Below are 22,495 nucleotides of genomic sequence, written 5' to 3' on the forward strand. Positions count from 1 at the left end.
GATTTGAGGGCGAGTAGAAGCACGCGAGATATGAAACAGTAAGAGAGTTGAAGTTAACTTATTGCGCCCAAGGCTAAAGTGTTGAATCTGGAGTTCTGTTGTCTCTCCCTTATCCCTTGTTAATACCTCAGCCCTCGGCTCCTCATTCACGCCCCTATCTAGGGGTTTTTTGTGAACTGGAGCCTCTCCCCTCCTCAGTCCTCTCCTCTCAGTCCTCAGCCCTCTCCCCTCTTCATACTTCAGTCCTTAGTCCTCAGCCCTCTCCCTTACTCAGTCCTTACAAGAATCCCGCTGACTCATACAGCCTTCTGAGAGTTGCCTCAATCTTGGTACCGTACTGCGGATCTGCTGCCCACCGTCCGCTCAACTGAGAAATCAGCGGCGCGACGCCCCGCGTCACAAAGCGAAAGCGCGGATCGACCAGTTCCTGCACCAAAGGCTCCAAACTCGCGTAAGCTTTCAAGTGTTGGATATGGGCGCGGACGCCTATTCTGGCGCTGGGGAAGGTCGCGCTCTCAGAAGCTCCGCCGATCGATCCCAAAGCGGCAAAATTATTTTGGCTGGGCTTAATGTCACCCCCAAAGCGCAAAAAGCCGGTTTCTACACACATTTGACAGAAAGCAATGTCATAGTTGACGCCCTCAATTGTGGCTTCTTCCCGGTAAAGTTTGGGTAAGTCGGGAAACTGGGCGAGGGCGTTCTCGTTATTGGCTTTGAGGAACATAATCATCTGTACCTCAGAGGTATTTCCATATCCCATAATCCGATCTAGTTGACCGGGACAGATGGGTAAAATGGAGCGCAAAGACAGGGTGCGGGTGGCGCTATCCCAACCAACCGAGATATTAAAAGGCCGAAGTTCAATGGCTTTGACATAGACGACACCTCGGTAGGACACGCGGCGGACTGAGGTGTTATTTGTCAAGTCAATTGCGAGCCTGTCCACTAGGTCAATAGGGATGTAGGCGTTGCTATTGATGAGAACGCCCTTCTCCCCATAGACCTGGTTATTAATGTTGATATTGATGGAAGGATAGGTGGGGGAAGTGCCAGGATCGGGGGTGGGAGTACCGCCTCGGCTCCAAGATGCCAATCCGTCCGCAATTCCTAGCGCGATGTCGCGGCGGCGATTCTGAATTAAGAATCGGTCATCCGGGTTGGTGAGATAGCCAACTTCCATCAGCAGGGAGGGAATAAAAGTGTCGCGGCAGAAGCTCAAACGTCCGACGCCGGTGGCGGTGTCTGGCTTGACTCCCCGGCTGGGCAGCTGGGGAACGCGGCGCAAAAGCGCCAAGAGTAGCAGTTCGGCATTCTGCTTGCGTTCCTCGTTGCTGGAAATGTAGAAGACCGTAGCGCCACGAGTCGCTGGGTTAGAATAGGCATCGGCATGGATTTCTAGCGCCACGTCGCCGCTCCGAGAGCGGGCGTTGATCCAGGAAATCGACTGCGTTGAGTTCTGATCGTCTGGGACAGAAAGAACTTCAAAACCCCGCGATCGCAGTTCGGGTACAATCTGGTCGCGCAGCAGAATCATCTCTTGAGCCTCTGTGGTGCCACCTGCTTGCCCTCCTGGCTCTCCAGCACCATGACCGGCTGAAATAAAAATTCGTCCCATCTTGAAAGATTCCCCCAGCGCTAACAGTAATCTATATTAATCAACCACGATAAGGATTTCCGGGTGCTACGGCTAGTCCAACTTGACGCTTCCTCTTGGAGAACGGCGAATAAATTGTTCCAGACACATATATTAATGGGTACTAAGAAGAAGAAACTGTAAGATTTTCGGTATGGTAGAGCTGGAAATCATCAATTCATCCCTATAGATGAACAAAATCGTTGAAGTCTTACCAGATAAAACGGCGCTGATTGAGCGATCGCTCCAAGTGTGCGTCGAGCAAATTCACCGGGCAATCGAACAGCGATCGCTCTGTACTATCGCCTTGTCCGGTGGTAGCACCCCCAAGCCGTTGTATGAAGCGATCGCGACCCAAAATTTGCCTTGGGATAAAATTCACATATTTTGGGGCGACGAACGCTACGTGCCGCCAGACCATCCTGATAGTAACCAAGGGATGGCGCGGAGTGCATGGCTGGATAAAGTAAATATCCCAGCCGCCAACATCCACCCCATGCCAACCGATGAAGCCGATCCATCTGTTGCAGCGGATAAGCACGAACAACACATCAGGGAGTTTTTTCAAGTTCAACCCGGTGAATTTCCAGCGTTCGATCTCATTTTGTTAGGGATAGGAGACGACGGACACACAGCTTCTCTGTTTCCCCACACAGAAGCATTGAATGTACGCGATCGCCTGATTACCGTCGGCAACAAAGATGGGCAACCCCGGATCACCTTCACGGCACCCCTAATTAACCATGCTCGGTGTGTCATATTTGTGGTTGCCGGTGCGAGTAAACGACCTGCTCTCGCTCAGGTTTTTGCTCCTACCGCTGACGACCAAACCTATCCCAGTCGGTTAATCCAGCCCCAAGGCGAACTTTGGTGGCTTTTTGATGAGGCTGCCGGTCTTGAATTAAGCCGGTCTTGAACTAGCCGGTCTTAAACTAAAAAGTTAAGACGCCTCGCCATTCAGACTATATTTGAATTTCCACCTTCCACTCCCATCTCTAGGAGGGATACAGCCTGCAAGGAGGTTTTATGATTGTCTGCCCGAATTGCAATCACCAAAATCCTGATGGAGCAGCCCAGTGTGAGGCTTGCTACACCCCCTTACCCGCCACCACCGCTTGTCCCAACTGTGGCGCACCCGTCCAAACCGACGCTACCTTCTGCGGTCAGTGTGGTTCTAACCTGCGACCGAGCAGTCCAGGTGAGGTAGGGGCATCGACAGGACTAGACCCGTTCCCCGGCGTACCGGACTTAATGGCACCCGATCCGCTGGTGGCACCCGATCCTTTAGTGGCTAGCCCTCAATCATCAATGCCCAGCTCTAGCCCGGATGTACCCGCTCCGGTGGCACCCGTTCCAGCTACAGTGGTCAGTCAGCCACCCGCACAGGAGCAAGCAAGCGTTACCCCCCCGGCGGCTTCTAGCAGCACTCCACCCGCGTCCGCAGCAACTTCTGGTAGCTCAAAAACGCAGCTACAGCAGCAGAATGCCCGTTTGCTGCACGTCCAAACGGATACGATGATTGAATTGCCAGCACAACTGTCGGTGATTCACATCGGCAAGCCAAACGACCAGATTCCACCTGATATTGATGTTTCAGGATTCCCCAATTCCGAGATTGTTTCTCGGATTCATGCGGATATCCGTGTGGAGGGAGATGCCTTCTACATCGAAGACGTTGGGAGTGCGAATGGCACCTACATTAACCATAACCCCCTGCCTAGCGGCAATCGGCACCGTTTAAGAACCGGCGATCGCATTGGCCTAGGCAAAGGCGACAAGATGACCTTCTTGTTCCAACTCTCTTAATCCCAGAGGCTGTTCGATGCGATCGCAAAGCCTGAAAAGCCTGCTGCATCGCCTCTTGGGGTGAGGGGTCATGGCAATTGCAGACTGTTTTTTTAAGTGATAGGCTTGAGGGAAACAATTCGGCATCGGACTCAGGTTTATGTAAATTCCACAGTTATATAAACCTGTGATGGGAGAAATTGGGAATCCCGGCGAATCAATTCGGGGGATACACCGACTTGACCCCCTCATGATACGATGCCATTGGTAACACCCGTGGGTGCCTTGGAACTAAAAACGCGAAACCCAGGTGGAACGAGGTCAAAAGGGTTTACAATTCCATCTGCCCACGTTCTACCCATTCGCGGTCTGACTCCAGTCATTGGGGGATTCATTTCAATTCATTGAATGGAGGAAGTCACGTCAGTTGACAGTGTTACGAGTCCCAAGCCTAGAGACGGAAATCTTTAGAATATGTAACATCGGTGATTACCCTGACCCTGCTGCATCCTATCCAATCTATACCAGTTCAGAATTGGACTTTTGAACCCGAATCAGTAGTAATTCGGATTGGACGGTCAACCGAGAATGATGTCATTCTTTACAGTGCGGTTGTTTCTCGACACCACGTCGAGATTCGGCGTAGTGCTTCCGATTGGGAAGTTGTTAGTTTAGGTGCCAACGGCACCTATCTCGATGGAAAACGCATCGACCAAGTGCCGGTGGTCGATGGGATGATTATTCGCCTCGCCAGCTCCGGCCCCCAAATTCAAATTCGGATTGGCTCGGCAGAAACTAAGGCAAGGCTAAATACGGTTGCAGGTAAGCAATCGGTCACTCGAAAGTCTGAAGAGAAATCCAGAGATAGAGAGACTTTCATAGATGCCCGTTCGCTTGAACCAGATGAAAAGAATCAACCAAACGTGAAGCTGGTTGCTGCTTTGGAAAATCTTGGTAAATCTAAAAAATTACCCTAGGGTTGCCAAAATTCTGTCCTGGGTCTTTACCATCGCAATTCAAGGGTTGTGTGGAATATATCCGTAGGGGCATGGCAATTAAAAAGCCCCTACTTAATGGGCGCGGTTAAAACGTAGAGCCGCGATATCTTCCACTCAACTTAAGAAACGCTATAAACGGTATTGAGCTAGCAATAAGCGAAAATACCAGTAAAATGCCTATCTCACCACAATGCTATCTCTCAGACAGCAACGGATTGCCGATCTGGAGATAGCATTGATTTTGGCTTGAATTGAAATGGGGGCAGAGGGACTTGAACCCTCACGACCTTTTACGGTCAACGGATTTTCATTCTCTCGCAGCTTTCGCTACTGTCTTTTACGACTTTGAGAATTGGACTCTCCCTTTACCCTCGGCTTGACGTTAGGGTAGCTCCCGTCGAGTCTCTGCACCTTCCAAAGAGTTTTGAAGTTTGGTTTTTGAGTTTTGAGTTTTAAATTCACTCAGTCCTCAATCTTCAAGCACTGACTTTGGCTTGGCTCAGGATTGCCATGTCTGTTGCCAGATTTAGGTTTCCCTGAATTTGAGAGCCGTCACTTGACAGATTTCTCCATCAAGGCTCAGTTTTCTAAGTCCGTAGCGTCTGCCATTCCGCCATGCCCCCCCGATGGGGAGAAGTGTCGTTACGTATCTTCTACAAAACTAACTTCATTGTCTATTGCACCATTAAATGGGGACTTTATGCAACTATTCCTTTAGTAGTCTCACTAATTAAGCGGCTGATTCCAGCAAACGGTAAAATATGGACAGTTCGTCGGGTGTCTAAACGGATAGTTCTCTGTTGGGAGACTTTTTGTGTTGATGTCCGCGCCGGGACGCCGGTACTCGCGCTCGTTCTTCTACCGCCAGAAAAAATTATGATGGTTGCGATATTGTATCTAGTTTTGAGTGGAGCCTACCTGGTAGTGATTCCCTTCGCCCTGTATGCCTACCTGCAACAGCGTTGGTATGTGGCTAGCTCCTTTGAACGGAGTTTCATGTATTTCCTGGTTTTCTTTTTCTTCCCAGGTTTGTTGCTCCTCAGCCCATTTTTGAATTTTCGACCCAAGCGGCGGCAAGTTCAGAGTTAAGGTTTGTCGTTGGGTAAGCGCTAAATGCGACGAATTGACATCATTGGAATTGGCATCGGCGTCTTTGCCGCCGGTGGAATTGTGTATTTGCTGTTGCTGGTGGCTGGGCTAGATAGCCTGGAAGCGGGGATTTGGAGTCAAGTTTTCCTAGTGGGCGGGTTGGTTGGCTGGCTGCTGACCTACCTGTTCCGAGTCGGAACGAAACGGATGACCTATAACCAGCAGCTCAAAGACTATGAAGAAGCCGTTTTACAAAAGCGACTGGAAGAATTGACGCCAGAAGAACTGGCTCAGCTGCAAGCTGAAATCGAACGGGAAAACAAATTAAAAAAATAGCTGATAGCCGTTAGCGGTCAGGTGTGTAGGGGCACGGTAATGCTGTGCCCGTATAAGAGCCTGTAGTTTCTTGTTTGCCCCTGACTGCTGATCCGTGAATTGCTAACGCCCGAAGTGCCACTGACCACTGACCACTGATTTTTGACAAATGACTTCAATTTCCGAGTGCTTTGAGTCTCTCGCGCGTCGCTCTGAATGTGCCTTAATTCCCTTTATCACAGCGGGAGATCCGGATCTGGAGACCACGGCTAAGGCGTTAAAAGTTCTTGATGCCGCCGGTGCTGACATGATTGAACTGGGCGTTCCCTATTCAGATCCGTTGGCAGATGGACCTACGATTCAAGCTGCCGCGACTCGCGCCTTGCAACGGGGAACCCGCTTGGAACAGGTAATAGAGATGGTATCCGGGGTTAGCAAAGAGGTGCGATCGCCTATCGTCCTATTTACCTACTACAACCCGATTCTAAACCGAGGCATTGAACCGTTCTTCAAGCAGATTGCGAATGCTGGGGTGCGGGGATTGGTCGTGCCAGATTTGCCCTTGGAGGAGTCTTCCAATCTGCTGCAAACTGCTGCCAGTATGGGAATTGATGTAGTTTTATTGGTAGCGCCTACCAGTTCCCCAGAGCGAATAGAAGCGATCGCGCGTCAGTCTCAGGGATTCATTTACTTGGTGAGTGTCACTGGCGTAACGGGAATGCGCTCTGGACTGGACTCGCGGGTGCAAGATATCCTCAAGCAGATCCGAAGCGTTACGGATAAGCCCATCGGCATTGGGTTTGGCATCTCCGAGCCAGAACACGCCCGTCAGGTGAAAGACTGGGGGGCAGATGCTGCAATTGTCGGGAGTGCCTTGGTGAAACGTTTGGCAGAAGGAACACCCGAACAGGGACTCGATGCGATCGCTGAGTTTTGCCGGAGTTTGAAAACGGCGATTACAACCTAACCCCGTTTGTAAAGTAGTGAGTTTTAAGTGATGAGTTTTTTAATTCAAAACTCATCACTTAAAATTTTTGTCCGCCCAATTACCGATTAAATAACTAATCGCCACCCCTGATTTTGGCGAGTAACATGGGCGCGATCTCGGTGACGGGCAAAACATACTGTGCTGCACCGAGGGCGATCGCTTCTTTTGGCATTCCAAACACCACACAGCTTTTCTCATCTTGGGCAATGGTAACGCCACCGGCACGAGCGATCGCTTCCATGCCTTCCGCACCGTCTCTACCCATCCCAGTCAACAATATCCCCACCGCTCCTTGACCGTAGAAACTCGCCACCGACTTAAAAGTGACCGTGACAGAGGGGCGATGTCCCCCCACTGGCGGGGCGGCAGAATGACAAAATCTGCCTTGAGTATCCAATTCTAAATGCAGCCGTTCCGGTGGAAAATAAATCGTTCCCGCTTTTGGTATTTCCCCAGCACGGGCAATTTTGACGGGCAAACGACATTCCAACCCTAACCAATCCACCATTCCCTGCAAAAAACCCTCGCTGATGTGTTGAATACAAATCACCGGGAGGGGGAAATTCGCTGGCAGATGGATAAGAATGTTGTATAAAGCTTGCGGTCCTCCAGTAGACGCGCCAACTACCACGATTTTGGATTTTTGATGGGGGATTTTAGCTTGAGAATTTATCGTCGAAAATTTAAAATCTAAAACTGGCTTTTTTCGATACTGGGTAAAGACACTCACGCCAGCGAGGATTTTAATCTTGCCAATTAACTCCTGTTTTACCAACTCATAATCCGATCCCGCACCACCACGAGGCTTGGGAAAAATATCCACTGCCCCCGCCTCTAAAAGCCGGAAAACATTTTGCCTATCCTCTTCCTGTACCGAAGTGCTAATCACCAGAATCGGACGAGGATAAGTTGCCATAACCTCAGAGATAAATTCCAGACCGTCCATCTGTGGCATATGTAGGTCTGTGCAAATCACCTGTGGCGAGCAAGAAGGAATCAATGCCAATGCTTCCCGACCCGTTTGAGCCATTCCCACTACTTCAATTTCTGGTGAGGATGACAGAATCCGTTTCAGCACTGCCATTGCAATCGCAGAATCGTCTACTAATAAAACTCGAATTGGCATTTTGTTCATTGCTAATTGCTAATTATTCAAAAGCCATTAGCGATTAGCGATTAACTACACAAGTCTTCTTAAGGTTTCTAATAATATTTCTTGGTTAAAAGTGCCTTTGGTAATGTAAGCATTCGCACCAGCTTCTGCACCTCTGCGTTTATCTTCATCTGAAGCCAGAGATGTCACCAGAATGATTGGAATTTCATTATATTCCTTATTCTGGCGAATCTTTGCAGCAAAACTCAGACCGTCCAAATTCGGCATTTGCACGTCGGAAACCACCGCATCAAAAGAACGAGTTTTAAGTTTGTTGAAACCGTCCAATCCGTCCACTGCTGTTACCACTTCATAGCCGGCACCCTCCAGAATGCGTTTTTCTTGAGTGCGAATGGCAATGGAATCTTCTGTCAACAAGATTACGGGTTTTCTGGCTTCTTCTGTAATGGGTGCAAACGATTTCACAAGCGGGTTTCGTTTTCGCACAGATTTAATTAAATCTGAAGGATTTAAAATCATACAAACTTCCCCGGTACCGAGGATAGTTGCGCCAATCACATTGCGAACTCGTTTGAGCAATTTACTTTGAGATTTGAGTACCACATCCTGTTGATCTACCCAGCCATCAACGAATAGTCCCAGTTGATCATCTCCCACTTTCAAAATAATGCAGGGCAGTTGTTCTAAATCGGTAGAAGTCGTTCGTTGTCCGTTGCTACTGGCGACTGGAAATTCCAGCAAATCTGCCAGTCGCGCGACGGAAACCGGGTGTCCATTCACAACAATGGTTTCTCTGCCTTCAATCGTAAAAATTTGATTCTGGGAAATCAACCGCATTGTTTGCACAAACTCCACTGGAAGGGCGTAAGCTTTTCCGCTCACTTCCACAATCAGTACCGGCGCGGTTGCCAGGGTCGTGCCTAAACAGAGCCGAAGCGTGCAGCCTTTTCCGGGTGTTGATTCAACCTCAATGCTGCCTTTGAGACGTTCTACATTGGTGCGAACCACGTCTAACCCTATGCCTCTGCCTGAAACCTCGGTCACAAAAGTCCGCGTTGAGAAACCAGGGGCAAAAATCAACGAGTGAATTTGAGCCGGTGTCATGGCTGCAAGTTCTTCTTCCCGACAGAGTCCGCGTTTGAGAGCTGTCTGCTTAATCTTTTCGATGTCTAATCCTTGCCCATCATCCTTAATGGCGATCGCAATATTTGTGGCTGTTTGGTAGCTTTTAATCTGAATAGTGGCGGTACGCGGCTTTCCCTGCGCTTCCCGCTCTGCTGGTGTCTCAATACCATGATCGACGCAGTTGCGAAGAATATGCATCAAGGGGTCTTTCATTTCTTCCAAGATGCGCTTGTCCGCTTTGGTTTCGCCGCCTTCAATGACCAGATTGACTTCTTTATTTTGCTGTCTGGCTAAATCCCGTACCATCCGGGGAAATAACTGAAAAATGGTGGATAGGGGCAACAGGCGGAGAGTGCGAATGCCTTCTTCCAAGTCACCGGCAATGGTGTCCAGTCTGGCGGTATCTTCATAGATGGCATCTCTTAACTGGTTGATCAGAACTCCCAGGCGCTCATCGAAGTCCTGTAGAGGCTGGCTTCCTCCATTCATACTGTAGGATTGCCCCCCCACCGACGCTGTAGAGATGGGGTTCCTCCGCCCGTTCTGAGCGGCAGAGGTGACACTTACTGCTTGCCTGTCACCTGTTATCTTTTCTTTGTGTAGGGCCAGGGCTGAAGTTTTCTGCACGCTTAGACGGCTCGACTCCTCCCATAGCGTCACGATTTCCTCAATTTCAGCGAGTCGATGGGCAATGCGGATTTTGGTAACGGTGAGTTCGCCTGCTTGGGTCAGCAATGCATCAAGATTGCGGGTTTCGACGCGAATCGTTTCGATGCGGTAGGGTTCGCCGAGGGCAACGGGGGGGGAGTTTGGGTGTTGAGAGCCGTTGTGCGAAAAGTTGGGTGGACTGTCCTTACTGTTGGGAGCATCAGGGGCAGGTTTGACACCCACCTCCACTGGTGTGAGGGATGCGGGTGTTTGGAGAAATGTTGTCTGTAATACTTCTATGTTGGCGGATGTTTCGGGCAGTTCGGAAGTTATATCCGGGGCAAGGGTTTCTTGCTCAATTGCTTCCTCATGTTCTGGCTGAACTGCTTCCTCATGTTCTGGCTGAACGCCTTCTTGGTCTAAATAATTCTGATTATTCTGATTCGCTGGAGTTGTAAATTCAGCTCCCATCATGTGGGCGAGGACGAGAAAGGTGTTGATACCTGTGGGTTCCCCGGTGACGGCTTCGCAGACCAGTTTGCGAATGGCATCTAAGCCTTGATAGAGGCGATCGCATATTGCAGATACCAGTTGTGTCTCGCCACGTTTGACACCTCCCAAAATATGTTCCAGCTGATGGGTGAGAGTTTCCACATCGCGCACGCCCAGCATTCGAGCATCACCTTTGAGACTGTGGGCTTCCCGCAATAATTCTTCTAGTCGAGCTTCGTCGTTGGGGTACTTTTCTAAATGCAGCAACCCATCATCAAGTTTCTGCAAATGTTCTTCGCTGGCAATTTTGAATAAATCTCGGAGTTCGTCGTCTTCTATCATCATGGTTAACTGAGAAGCTTTTAGCTTTTGATTCTTAGTTTTAGAGATAATTAGCCGTAATTTTTTTGGATATTTTTAAGCGAATATAGCAATCCTGGTTGAATAGTGAAATTTTCTTTTGTTAACGAACCGCGTTGGCGGAGCCTGTGCCTTAGCGCTTAGACGCTCTAGCAAAGCAGGGGGAAGCTCAGGACGCCAAGTAAGAGAGAAAAAGGAGCAGATAATTTTACGACTTTTGCACGGATTGCTATAGGATTCGCTACACCACTGACTTGAGGTTCAGAGCCGCTTCATTCAGTCTTTGGATGCCGATTTTAGTTTGAGTAATGCCACTGGCATTTTCTTTAGCTGCGACATTGAGGCTGCTCATTGCATCAACGACTTGTTGAATCGCGATCGCTTGTTGTTTGGCAGAAAGCGAAATTTGTTGACTGTTTATGGCGATATTTTCGATGGCATCAGCCACGCCGGTGAATGCTTGTGCTGTGCCCTGAGCGGTTTTCACCCCAGCTTCCACCGTTTTCGTCCCTTCATCCGTCACCATCACCGTGACATTGATCGCGTTTTGAATATCGCTAACCAGGACGTTAATCTTTCCGGCAGATTTCTTACTTTGTTCTGCCAGTTTGCGAATTTCTGCCGCCACCACCGCAAAGCCTTTGCCGTGTTCGCCAGCTCGAACAGCTTCAACGGCTGCATTCAGTGCCAGCATATTCGTCTGGTTGGCTAAGTCACTCACCAAGCCAGAAATATTGCCGATTTGATTCGTTTGCTCGGATAGACGGAGAATTTGAGAAGCGATCGCTCCCACTCTATCCTTGAGCAGCGCCATTTCCTCCAAAGTTCGCCCGACGGCTTGGCTTCCACCCTCCGTCAGCGAAAGCACCTGCCGCGATCCAGTTGCTGCTGCCTCGGCTTGCTCTGCTGATTGCTGGGATGAAGCACCCAACTCATCCATCGTGATCGTGGTTTGATTCACAGACGCCGCTTGTTGAGCTGCCGTGCGTTCTTGTTGCTCTACTGTGGCAGCAATTTCTGATGAAGAAGTGACAATCGTGTTGACAATGCCAGATATTTTGGCACCCAGCGGCTTAGCAATCGTGATGCTGAAGAAAACACCAAAAATAATCGCAGTCAGGGGGCCAAGAATCATCCCAACAAACACCCAAAAAGAGGTTTGAGCCACATCTGTTTCTGCTGCCTTCTGGGCTGCTTCCCCAAAGTTCTGGTTGTATTCCACAACTGCTAGCACCGATTCTGTGGCTGTGTTAAATGAGTTTAGTTCTTCATTTGCTGCCAGTTCGCTAAGTTCGTCCAGCAGGGCATCCGCCGCTTTTGCCCGTGCAAATTCTGGTGAGGTCTGCCTCTCCTGACTTACAAGCTCAGCCAGCCGATTCGCAGGATCTAAGACGCCCAGTTTGGCAAATTGTTGATAAATGTCCAGGAATCTTTCATGGTCTTGCTGCCACCTTTTCCAGTCCCCAAGAAATTTTTGATAGAGCTTTTTTTCGTCGGCAGTCTGTGAAATTGACTCATATTGTTTAAACCCTTCATCAATCTGCGCTTTAGCATTTTTAATTCTATTCAATTCAAACTGGCGATTTTCGGTTTTCAAAAATGTATTGAGTAGCGCTCGTTCCGATGACTGGATTTGGGTCTGTCCTTCATTGATTTTCCACAATCCAGTTACGCTAGGCAAAGTATTATTCCCCAGTGTATTAATATGGTCGCCCAGCCGAGTAGCTCCGCTCCAACCTACGAGAGCAATCACTAATACAATTAGACCCATTAGTAAAAATGAGCCGATTAATCGAGATTGTAAAGATAAACTTTTAAACATCAGACTTATCCTGCATTATTAAATTCGATGATTGGGTAAAGATTGAAGGCAGCTTTGTTCAGATTTTGGCGCTAAGTTTGATTTTGCTCGTACTAGTATTTTTTTGTTTCCTCAGTCAAGCCACCATGACTAGCTGGATAGCGATCGCTTAGGGCGATACAAGGAGTGAGAGAAAGCCAGTAACTCAAAATACTGTAGCTAATTTACCCGTTTTATGACTTTTCGTTTTTAAATTTAATACACCTAGAGGATTAGTATAAATACTGGTGATAAATTCTTCTTAGGGCAGGTTCTCCTAAAAAATTGAATTGCCAAAGAGAGGATTGTTTAGGAAATGTAAAATTTCTTAGTCAAACCTGCCCCTAACATCTCTATAATCCACCAAGAAAATACTCTTTGGAATTTTTTTAAAAATCTATACATACTTAGTCCTGTGTTAGAACGGCTCTTATTATTAATCCCTCTTCCGCTCTAGGAGTGTTAAGAGTTTAAAAAACTTAAAATATAGAAATGATATTTATTCACGCTGCTAACCAGCCGCATACAGATTAACCAAATGACTGCCTTGAATCTCAACGCAGCTTTGTTGAGGTTTTAAGTGCCAATCGGTTGAGTAATGCCGCAAGCGGTGTCTTTGGCTTGCTGATTGAGAGCCTTCAGCGCTCCAACAACCTGTTAGATAGCGGCTTTCGCTCTTCTCAGCATCGCTGCCCCTTCTAATGTTAACGATGCCGCCTGGGTTGCTTTCTCAACCAGCATTAAATAAAGCTTTCTGGGCAATGGAATGTAACAACTAATCACACTTCTTCATCAACCATCAACCCTGCTTGCATCAGGATTTTGGGTAAATCTAAAATAGCTATCATCTTTTCGCCGTAAGCAACCGTTCCTCGGAGGTATTCATCATTAACAGAACGAGCTGCGGCAGGTACTGGCATCATCTCCGACAGGTGCAAATACATCACATCCAATACCTCATCAACTATCAAACCAGCCACCAGATCGTCAATGCAAGCAACCATCGCCTTCGCGGTATTCTCTAAATTACCCAATGGTAAATTTAATACCCCACGAATATCGATTAATGTCAAAATCTCACCCCGCAAATTCATATTGCCGACAATATAAGCTGGGCAACAAGGAATCGGAGTAACTTTGCGAATATCAGTAAATTCGCGCACGTTCCCCAAATCTACCCCAAAATATTCACCATTTAAATTAATCACTGCCATCGGGCGGCTTCCCGTAAAATCTTGGTTCTCCGCTTGTCGCCTTAAATTTTCTGCCCGTTCCTGGAAAATCGCTATTTCTTCTGAGGTTTTATTGGAGAAAAATAGGCGTCTCTCTTTGGGAGAACCAAAGGCAATATCAGCTTTTGTTTCTGGATTTAGCGATGTTTTTCCTGTAATTAATGTTTCAATTTGTTCTGTAGATTGGAGGAGCCTTTCCGGGTTTAGTAACATCACGATATCTGCCTCTAGATTGGCAATCCCCGTAACAAAATGGGGTTGATTCGCGATTTTTCGTTTATAGGAAAAATCTGCCGCGATCGCATTAGTGTAAATCTTCTGCACGTCATGAACTTCATTGACAATAATGCCAAATCTAAATCCCTGACATACCAGAACAATTACACTATCCGTAAGGCGATATTCTGGGAATCCGTACCCCAGGCGATAATGAAGATCCATAACTGGTAAGATTTCACCTCGGAGATTAAGCACTCCTACCATTTCAGGCGGTGCTTCTACGATTGGCGTTAACTCTGGGAGAAAGAAAATCTCTTGTACTGAAAATGCTTCTACTCCATAAAGGGAAGCATTCAAGCTGAAAATAATATATTGTTTATATTCCATAGAGATTATAACTGTGGTTGTAACATTTTTTGGATGTGTACGCTCAATTCTCCAACGGTCATTTTTTCTGGAGATTCAACTATCGATTCCTGGGGTAACTTTTTTAAAATTTCTAAAGCAACTGTTCGCATTTTTAAAGCTCTAGAAAGATTTCCTTCTAGTTCGTAAATGCCGCTAATTTCCAGATATGCCAAGATAGAGGAAGGCACTAAGTAAATGATTTTTTTTAATAAACTTTTAGCTTCTTCAACATCCCCCCGTTCTTCCGCAATATGGGCGAGTAGGTATAAAGGTTTTTCGGAAAGAGAATCGATTTTAAGTGCTAGTTGGCAGTAGTGAACTGCTTTGTCATATTCACCTAAGTTGGCATATATTTGAGCCATGAGATAGTAAGAGTCAAAGTTTTTGGGTGACAAAGCGATCGCTTGCTCTGTTTTTTGAATTGCTGAGGGATAATACTTCTGTTTGAAAAGGGTTTTAGCTTCACAGATAAGTGTCTGAAAGCTTGAAGTAGTCGCCGGTTTTTCGCTGACTTCAAGATTAGATAGGCGTCCGCATTCATTGACTTCGTTACTATTTTTTTCTCTTACTGGTACCGGAAAATAACTTTTAGGAACTAATTGTGCAAGTTCTATTTTTACCTTATTTGCCGCTGGGTAAGATGGGCAAAGTATTGGTTCTTCAGTGTCAGAATAAACTTTTGCTTTCTTCCTTGAAAGCTTCCCTCCAACCGTCTCTTTAGGGCGTTGATAGCTCGTTGATTCGGGAAACGACTCCGTGTGAAATAAGCTGATATCTATCCCCTGAAGTTCAGCATGAGCCGTCAAAAGATATCCTCCTGGTTGTAAAGTATTGTAAAATTTATTGACAACAAGTGAAATAGCAGGTTTATCAAAATAAACAAAGACATTTCGACAAAGAATTAAATCAATATTTTGAACATCTAACAATAAATTAGGAAAGGGCGTTTTAATTAAATTGACAGTTTTGAAATCAACTATGTCTTGAATGTTGTTGTTAATTTTCCATTCCGTCCCATGTGGCTCAAAGTAGCAGTTTTGTAGTTTCTGGTCTAACAATCGAAATGACCAAGAACTATAAACTCCTTGTTTTGCTTTATTGATAGACTCTTGATTGATATCTGTTCCTAAAATATAGAGATTCCAGCTTTCCCAATCTGGAATGAGTTCGGTGAGGAGAATCGCTAGAGAATAAGGTTCTTCGCCAGTTGAGCATCCCGCGCTCCAAATTCGCAGGGTTTTCGTTTGCTTTTTAGCGGCTATCAATCGCGGTAAAATTTGATATCTTAATAGAGAAAACTGACCTTTATCTCGAAAGAAGTAACTTTCGCCAATTGTTAACAAATTCGCTAGTTCTTGCCATTCGCCCTGACTTTGATAAGTATCGGTTTCTAATAATTGGTAATAAGCCTCAGGAAGATAGATCGAAATGACGTTCATCCGGAAGCAAATTTTTTCACATAAAGCTTCTCGCTCTTGCGGACGAATCTGTAAGCCTATATGAGTCCCAATGAGTTGTATAAAACGCTGTATGAGAGCTTCATTAAATTGTCTTTGAAATGACACGGAATCTCCTTCTCATTAAACTTCCCTGGTAGGACGAGTAAATAGCTTACTGAATACAAGAGGGCGATCGCTTTAGCGGCAGATGCATTCCTCGGCAAGGGCAACGCTTAGTCGTGTTGAGTGGTTACAGGCAAGGAATCATAGGAATTTCAATCCAAAACTCTGCTCCCTGTCCTGGTTCTGACACGCACTTGAGCATTCCGCCATGTTTCTCCACCACAATTTGGTAGCTAATGGATAGCCCCAAACCAGTTCCCTTGCCGACTGGCTTGGTGGTAAAGAAGGGGTCAAACAGACGCTTGATAACGTTCTCTGGCATTCCTGGGCCATTGTCTCGAATCCGAATCACAACGACTTGGTTCTTGGTCATTGGTAATGGATCTTCGGTGATTGGCGTCAGCGACGTGTTAGGGCTTCCAGTCTCTTCCTCATTACCCGTTAGACGATTACGGATTTCGGTGGCGATAGTAATTTTCCTTGGTTCGGGTTGGCTGTCGAGGGCATCAATCGCATTGCTGAGAATGTTCATGAACACTTGATTGAGCTGACCGGCGTAGCAATCGACTAAGGGAAGATTGCCGTACTCCTTCAAGACTTGAATCCCGCCGTAAGCGCCATTGGGTTTCAGACGGCTATGGAGAATTAGCAAACTATTGTCGATTCCCTCGTGGATATCGACCGGCTTCATTTCAGCTTCATCCAGACGAGAGAAGTTCCGCAATGACAAGACAATCTGACGGATGCGGTCAGCGCCCATTTGCATGGAAGATAGCATTTTGGGCAAGTCATCAATGATGAACTCTAAATCAATCTCTTCTTCTTGCGCTTGAATTGCGGGAACGGGATTGGTGTAGTGCTGTTGATAGAGGTGTACGAGATCGAGTAGGTCTTGAATGTAGTCGCTGGTGTGGCTGAGGTTGCCGGTGATGAAATTGACTGGGTTGTTGATTTCGTGAGCAATCCCAGCGACCATTTGACCCAAGCTGGACATTTTTTCGGTCTGAATCAGCTGAGATTGGGCTTGTTTGAGATTGTGCAATGCTTGCTCTAGTTGTTGCGTCTGGGTTTGCGCGGCACGGGCGGCGGCACGGCTTTGGGCGTAGAGTTCGGCTTGGTCAATGGCGATCGCTAGCTGATCCACGACGCCTTGCAGTAGCTCAATTTCGCTGTCAAGCCAGGGACGAGATCCACTGCTATGACTACAGACAATCGCGCCTAAATGACCGGCGTGGGTTTTCAAAGGTAGCAGCAGCACCGAACGAACGCCCAAATTGCTCAGTAGAGGTGCGATTTGCATTTCTCCATCCTCGGCATTTAGGCTGCGATCGCTTGTCAGATCGTCAACCCGCAAAGTCTGAAGTTTGCGGATTTTGTCGCTTAGGGGATCGAGTTTTTCTGGGGGACACTCGGAGAGCAAACTCGGTCTACTGTCTTCTGCTGTCGCTTCGTGAGTTACGGTCAGACTCGCCTGATTGGACTGCGCCCAGCACCACAAATACTGACATTGGTCAACTTGCAACAAACCGCGAATCTCATTTACGGCGGTTCCCAGAATGGTATCTAGGTCGAGGGAATCTCGAATCTGGCTTGCTAAGCGGAACAGCAAGGCTTCCCGACGTGCCGAGAGGGCTTCTTTCGCCCAAGACCGATCGATGGCGATGGCGATCGCGTTGACGACCCACCCTAAGACTTGATGAACGGCTTCGGTAAAGCGTTGGCTGCTGCATACAGCCATGACGCCCACCAGTCGCTCTTCGACAATCAGGGGATAGGTTGCTAAATAGCTTTCGGGAATTCGCAAACAGCTTTCAGCGACAAAATCATCGTACAAGCGGGCTTCCAACCCGCCCCCAGACCGATAATTACTATCCTGAGTCAGGTAGGGTTGACGAGTTTGAGCGACGAAGCCGACGAGGGTACCGTCTAGAACTTGGTGACGCTGAGCCAACAAATCTTGCCAATACAATTCGCTGTCTCGATCAACCCTTGTCGTTGCTTGCAATTCCAAGCGATTGAGTTTTTGGTTAAATGTCCAGATACAAGCAAAAGTTGCATCGAGATGCTGCACCATTGCTTCCGTACAGTGATTGAGACTTTCTGATAAAGACCCAGCCGCACCCAAAGCAGTACCGATTTCTGCTTCTAGGGTCGAGAGGCGCGATCGCTCCATCAGTGCTGCTTCTGACTGTTTGCGACCTGTAACATCCCGGAAATAAACCGATAGACCATCTTGATAGGGATAGCCCCGCACTTCAAACCACGACTCCAGCGGCTCGTAGAACACCTCAAAGTGAACCGTTACTTGATTGGCAACTGCCCGCTGGTACTCCTGATAAAAATTAGAAGTGACTGCTTCTGGAAACTCATCCCAAATACACTGATTAATCAACTCATCTTTGCTTCTAAATAAAAGCTGCTCTGCCCGCGAGTTCAAATAGGTGAATCGCCACTCGGTATCTAAAGTAAAGAAAGCATCGGTAATACTTTCCAAAATGCTCCGAGTGCGGTTCTCGCTGTTGACAGCCGCCTCGCGTGCCGCCTGTTCTCTCGCCAAAAGCTGGATGCGCTCCTCCTCTTGCCGCTTGCGCTCGTCGATATCCGTGTTCGTCCCAAACCAACTAACGATCCTGCCTTCGTTATCATGCACGGGTACCGCCCGTCCCAAGTGCCAGCGATAGTTTCCCTCAGCCGCATTCAGCAGGCGAAATTCAACTTCGTAAGGCTCTCCCGTAGAGAGAGAATGACTCCAGCGGGCAATACACCCCGGCACATCCTCCGGATGCAGCACATCTTGCCATCCCCAGCCCACCATTTCCTCAAAGGTGCGTCCGAAATATTCTAGAACGCGCTGGTTCACATAATCGAGTGCGCCATCTGGCTGTGCCGTCCATACCTGTTGCGGAATCACTTCAGCTAAAGCGCGAAAGCGCTGTTCGCTCTGCCGTCGTAATTCTTCTGCCCTTTTGCGCTCAGTGATGTCTTGACGGATTGCTACATATTCAACGGGTTTTCCATCGGAATTTAAGACGGGCACAATGGTGGTATCTACCCAGTAACAAGTTTTGTCTTTGGCTCGATTTCTGATTTCGCCATGCCAGACGCTGCCACTACTGATGGTTGCCCACATCTGCTGAAAAAATTCCTTGGGGTGATAGTCAGAATTGACGATGCGGTGATTTTGTCCGAGCAGTTCCTCTTTGGAGTATTGAGAAATTTTGCAGAATTTATCGTTTACATAGTTAATCTTTCCGGTCGAGTCAGTGACTGCCACGATTGAAGATTGAGCGAGTGCAAACTTGATGTCTGCCACTTCTTTGAGAGATTCAGACAGTGCAAATTCAGCTCGCTGACGCTCTTGTTGTGCATGAGCGTCTTTGATGGTAATCATCAAGTATCCGGCAATATCAGTTAAGGTGGCTAGCTCATGTTCGCTCCATTTGTATGGTTGCGGCGAGTCAAAGCACAGCAAGCCTACTAACTGGTCGGAATACGGAAACGGTACGTCAAGCATAGACTGGGTTTGGACTGCCAGCAGGACATCAGCGAGAGGTGCTAGCCGGAAGTCTTGGGTAACATCGTTACAGATGAATGATTCGCCCATCTGCAAGGCATTGAGATACTCCGGAGCCGCAGTGAGGTCAACCACCGCTCCTGAGAGTTTCGGCATTCCTGGCGGCTCGATGGAGGAAATTACCGTCAAGATACCTTGGTGATTAATCGTTGAGTAAGCTATTCGCAGATAAGGGAAATATTCGCTAATTTGTTTGAGCGTGCGCTCAATTATTTGCTCTATCGACAAACCAGATCGGGTTTTAGTCGAGATGCTGTTAAGCAACTGAAGACGAGTTTTGCTCTTCAGAAGCGCTGTCTCGGCTCGCTTGGAGAGCGTGATGTCTGTCTGAATGCCAACCAAGTAAAGTAAATCGCCATTATCTGAGAACACGGGCGAAATTTTTAATTGGTTCCAGAAAGGTTGACCATCTTTGCGATAGTTTAGCAGCGTGACTTTAACTTCTTTCGCTTGAGCGATCGCATTCCTAATTTTTGCGATCGCTTCTGGATCGGTATCGGCACCTTGCAAAAACCGGCAGTTACGACCAATCGCTTCCTCTGGCTGATACCCAGTAATTCGGGTGAAAGCTGGGTTCGCGTAAACAATCGGGCAATTTGGTTGATGGGGATCGACGATGACAACTCCATCTGAAACTGACTTTACAGCTTGTGCCAGTTTCAGATTTTCTGCGGCGGCTCGACGCAAGGCATCTTCAGTTTGCTGACGTTTGGTGATATCCATAACTGTGCCGATCGTGCGAACCGTTGTTGCCGTTTCGCTGTAAAGAACTTTGCCTTTTCCCGCTAGCCAGCGGATACTGCCATCAGGACAGACAATGCGGAATTCAATCTCGTGGTCTGTTTTACCCTGAATAGAGTCAGCGATCGCCCCAGCGACAAGTTCCCGATCTTCAGGATGAACCCATTTTAGGAAGCATTCCTGAGTTGCGTCAGTGCCCGGAACTAAACCCAATAGCCCCTCTAAATTATCAGATCCTGTTAGAGCGATTCCTTCACCTGTCAAAAGATTAAAATCCTCAATGTTAGTGCCAGAAGCTGCTCGTCCCAACTGAAATCGGGTTTCTTTCTCCTGAAGTGCTGCTTCAGTTTGCTGTTGATTGATGATAATTTGTTCGAGGTTTGTTAAGTTTTTTCCCAGTTGTAAGTGAGCGATCGCTTGCCTTCCTAATGTCCCCAGTGCTTGCTGCTGTTCCTTGCTTAAATCTCGCGGCACATCATCGAGGGCAGATAGCACCCCTACCATCACGCCCTCAGACGTGACTAAGGGCACACCCGCATAAAATCGGATTTTTGGATCGAATTTCACCAAGGCATGGCTAGCAAACCGTTTATCAGACAGGGTATCCCGAACGAGCATCAACTCGCATTCGCAGATTTCTGGTTGCAGGATGGCATAAGTGCAGAAAGCAACATAGGCGTCAGTGTCTGGGGTAGAAATGCCCAATTTTGACTGAAGCCAATGTTGTTTGCCATCCATAAAGCTGAGCAAAGCCATCTTTGTCTGGCAAATATAGGCTGCTAAACGGGTCAGATCGTCGAAAGCAGCTACAGATATTTGAAGATACGCTAGCTCCGGAGGAGCTGTAACGCTGATGCGATCGGGGATAGAGTTGAGTAGCGGACACCATCCCAGAGCATCGAGCGGGATTGCTCCGTTTCCAGGTATTCTTGCGTTCATGTTAAGCGCCCTTTTCTGCGAATGCTGCACTTTTTAGGAGCTAGCTGTATAAATGTTTACTTTTATTAAAACCGGATGATGAAGGCACTCTTTAAGACTTACTTTCCCTTTGCCTCTATGAGAAGCTTTATTGAAAGTTATATGATGTAGATGTTCCCTTATTTAGTTACTGAACTTAATCTTTGATACTGCATCGCTCAAGTTAGGTTAGTTGATGCCAGCCACAGACTAAAAGAAACAACAGTGTAAAGTTTAGGTAGGCAATACCCTCTTCACCGCAATTGCCAAGCCACCATCCGTCTTTAGGGAAAGCTAGGTTTTTGGCTGCAAGCAGAAATGCGATCGCGCTTCTGCTTGCAGCCTGCTAACGAAGCCTTTCTAGAGCAACTTGGCAGAACCTTCTCTATCTAGGATTCCCGTCAAGGATATATTTCTATCACAGACTGATATTTTTTGATTAACAAACACCCCATCCGCTCTTTTAGTATTTTTATCTTTACAAAACAAATGCAGCTTCAGTTTGTTTTCTTGTTACAATTATTTAACTGTATTCCCGTAATTCTTCTACTCACTGAGCAATAATCCTCAAGCTATAGTGCATATAGTAGAATGTTTATTTTAATAAAATTAAATTTTTGTAAAGCATTTTGAGATAGACATACATTGAACAAACATTTATTAATAAGGAGTCCTAAAAAACTCAACGAAACTAGAAAAGCCTTAAATTAAGAATAGCTGGACAGGATAGATGTATTCTGACAAAGGAAAGCGATGCTCTCTTACCTACTGGGGCTGACGTTAGAATAATTTGGATTGGGCTTTTTAATCGCCTTTGAACCGAATTCAATGATTGTAGGTTTTTGTATACTAAAAATTGGGTAAAGAAGATGTCTTCAACTTTGAGTGATATACCGACTATCCTAGCAGTGGATGATAGTAGCGTCATGCAGACGCTGATCAAACGTGCCCTAGAAAGAGACTACAAAGTTTTGGTGGCAGATAATGCAGTAGATGCCTTATCGGTGATTTACCACCAGCAGATTTCAATTTTATTACTGGATGTTTCCATGCCAGGGGTAGACGGCTTAGAACTCTGCCGCACAGTCCGGAGTTTACCGCAATTTAGCGAGCTACCCATCATCATGCTGACAGCCCGAGACGGAGTTTTTGATAAAGTACAGGGGCGTCTGGCGGGTGCAACTGAATATTTGACAAAACCCTTTGAGGCTGAGCAACTGCGCCAGATTGTTGGCAGTTTTATTAATTCAAATTGTTCAACTGAAATTTAATTTCCACTCCCTCAAACTAGAAGTGTTAGCGTAGCGAATACTTGTTGGTTAAAATTAGTTACCAACACGATGCCATTGGTTCACATCCCCAACTTCTCTCTCGAAGTCGGGGATCTCGCCTTCAAGAATCATTTAAGACGGTTA

14 protein-coding genes are annotated in these 22,495 nt (G+C 47.0%); 7 read left to right on the top strand and 7 right to left on the bottom strand.

What is annotated here, in order from left to right; translation table 11 throughout:
* Positions 1–277: 277 nt before the first annotated feature.
* The gene (locus H6F50_RS10805) at positions 278–1,615 is read right to left on the bottom strand and encodes an N-acetylmuramoyl-L-alanine amidase (RefSeq protein ID WP_190428696.1); all 1,338 of its coding nucleotides are present in this window, start codon (positions 1,613–1,615) and stop codon (positions 278–280) included.
* A 208-nt stretch (positions 1,616–1,823) separates the two neighbouring features.
* Between H6F50_RS10805 and pgl the strand changes: the two genes are divergently transcribed.
* From pgl to trpA, 6 genes are all read left to right on the top strand, one after another.
* Entirely contained in the window at positions 1,824–2,549 is a 726-nt protein-coding gene (gene pgl, locus H6F50_RS10810; protein ID WP_190428697.1) for a 6-phosphogluconolactonase, read from the top strand.
* Positions 2,550–2,659: 110 nt separating this feature from the next.
* Positions 2,660–3,439, top strand: a complete 780-nt coding sequence (locus tag H6F50_RS10815; protein WP_190413566.1) for an FHA domain-containing protein — start codon at positions 2,660–2,662, stop codon at positions 3,437–3,439.
* Between the two features lie 464 nt (positions 3,440–3,903).
* Positions 3,904–4,395 carry an FHA domain-containing protein gene (locus H6F50_RS10820; RefSeq protein ID WP_190428698.1) on the top strand — a complete coding sequence of 164 codons (492 nt, stop codon included), beginning with the start codon at positions 3,904–3,906 and terminating at the stop codon, positions 4,393–4,395.
* A gap of 897 nt (positions 4,396–5,292) precedes the next feature.
* Complete coding sequence (gene ndhL / locus H6F50_RS10825) at positions 5,293–5,505, top strand: NAD(P)H-quinone oxidoreductase subunit L (protein WP_190413562.1); 213 nt, start codon at positions 5,293–5,295, stop codon at positions 5,503–5,505.
* A gap of 24 nt (positions 5,506–5,529) precedes the next feature.
* On the top strand, positions 5,530–5,841 hold the full coding sequence (locus H6F50_RS10830) for a DUF3007 family protein (RefSeq protein WP_190413560.1): 312 nt from the start codon (positions 5,530–5,532) through the stop codon (positions 5,839–5,841).
* Between the two features lie 148 nt (positions 5,842–5,989).
* A complete protein-coding gene (gene trpA, locus H6F50_RS10835; RefSeq protein ID WP_190428699.1) occupies positions 5,990–6,787 on the top strand; it encodes a tryptophan synthase subunit alpha in 798 nt (265 codons plus the stop codon).
* Positions 6,788–6,881: 94 nt separating this feature from the next.
* Here trpA and cheB read toward each other — a convergent pair whose 3' ends face one another.
* The 6 genes from cheB to H6F50_RS10865 form a co-directional block, all read right to left on the bottom strand.
* Positions 6,882–7,934, bottom strand: a complete 1,053-nt coding sequence (gene cheB / locus H6F50_RS10840; RefSeq protein ID WP_190428709.1) for a chemotaxis-specific protein-glutamate methyltransferase CheB — start codon at positions 7,932–7,934, stop codon at positions 6,882–6,884.
* Positions 7,935–7,988: 54 nt separating this feature from the next.
* Positions 7,989–10,529, bottom strand: coding sequence for a hybrid sensor histidine kinase/response regulator (locus H6F50_RS10845; RefSeq protein WP_190428710.1), 2,541 nt, complete (start codon positions 10,527–10,529; stop codon positions 7,989–7,991).
* A 259-nt stretch (positions 10,530–10,788) separates the two neighbouring features.
* A complete protein-coding gene (locus tag H6F50_RS10850) occupies positions 10,789–12,369 on the bottom strand; it encodes a methyl-accepting chemotaxis protein (protein WP_190428700.1) in 1,581 nt (526 codons plus the stop codon).
* A gap of 797 nt (positions 12,370–13,166) precedes the next feature.
* A complete protein-coding gene (locus tag H6F50_RS10855) occupies positions 13,167–14,225 on the bottom strand; it encodes a chemotaxis protein CheW (RefSeq protein WP_190428701.1) in 1,059 nt (352 codons plus the stop codon).
* Positions 14,226–14,230: 5 nt separating this feature from the next.
* Positions 14,231–15,811, bottom strand: coding sequence for a CheR family methyltransferase (locus H6F50_RS10860; RefSeq protein ID WP_190428702.1), 1,581 nt, complete (start codon positions 15,809–15,811; stop codon positions 14,231–14,233).
* A gap of 124 nt (positions 15,812–15,935) precedes the next feature.
* Entirely contained in the window at positions 15,936–21,062 is a 5,127-nt protein-coding gene (locus H6F50_RS10865; RefSeq protein WP_190428703.1) for a PAS domain S-box protein, read from the bottom strand.
* A gap of 887 nt (positions 21,063–21,949) precedes the next feature.
* On the opposite strand from H6F50_RS10865, the gene H6F50_RS10870 reads away from it, so the two are divergent.
* A complete protein-coding gene (locus H6F50_RS10870) occupies positions 21,950–22,351 on the top strand; it encodes a response regulator (protein ID WP_190413546.1) in 402 nt (133 codons plus the stop codon).
* The last annotated feature ends 144 nt before the right edge of the window (positions 22,352–22,495 follow it).

Origin of the sequence: Coleofasciculus sp. FACHB-712, from assembly GCF_014695635.1 — a bacterium.
GTDB lineage: Bacteria > Cyanobacteriota > Cyanobacteriia > Cyanobacteriales > FACHB-T130 > FACHB-T130.

What these genes read in the sequence shown, in the direction of transcription:
- pgl (WP_190428697.1), top strand. Translation starts at nt 1,824, where the DNA reads ATGAACAAAATCGTTGAAGTCTTACCAGATAAAACGGCGCTGATTGAG.
- ndhL (WP_190413562.1), top strand. Translation starts at nt 5,293, where the DNA reads ATGATGGTTGCGATATTGTATCTAGTTTTGAGTGGAGCCTACCTGGTA.
- H6F50_RS10805 (WP_190428696.1), bottom strand. Translation starts at nt 1,615, where the DNA reads ATGGGACGAATTTTTATTTCAGCCGGTCATGGTGCTGGAGAGCCAGGA.
- H6F50_RS10815 (WP_190413566.1), top strand. Translation starts at nt 2,660, where the DNA reads ATGATTGTCTGCCCGAATTGCAATCACCAAAATCCTGATGGAGCAGCC.
- trpA (WP_190428699.1), top strand. Translation starts at nt 5,990, where the DNA reads ATGACTTCAATTTCCGAGTGCTTTGAGTCTCTCGCGCGTCGCTCTGAA.
- cheB (WP_190428709.1), bottom strand. Translation starts at nt 7,934, where the DNA reads ATGCCAATTCGAGTTTTATTAGTAGACGATTCTGCGATTGCAATGGCA.
- H6F50_RS10855 (WP_190428701.1), bottom strand. Translation starts at nt 14,225, where the DNA reads ATGGAATATAAACAATATATTATTTTCAGCTTGAATGCTTCCCTTTAT.
- H6F50_RS10865 (WP_190428703.1), bottom strand. Translation starts at nt 21,062, where the DNA reads ATGAACGCAAGAATACCTGGAAACGGAGCAATCCCGCTCGATGCTCTG.
- H6F50_RS10830 (WP_190413560.1), top strand. Translation starts at nt 5,530, where the DNA reads ATGCGACGAATTGACATCATTGGAATTGGCATCGGCGTCTTTGCCGCC.
- H6F50_RS10850 (WP_190428700.1), bottom strand. Translation starts at nt 12,369, where the DNA reads ATGTTTAAAAGTTTATCTTTACAATCTCGATTAATCGGCTCATTTTTA.
- H6F50_RS10845 (WP_190428710.1), bottom strand. Translation starts at nt 10,529, where the DNA reads ATGATAGAAGACGACGAACTCCGAGATTTATTCAAAATTGCCAGCGAA.
- H6F50_RS10870 (WP_190413546.1), top strand. Translation starts at nt 21,950, where the DNA reads ATGTCTTCAACTTTGAGTGATATACCGACTATCCTAGCAGTGGATGAT.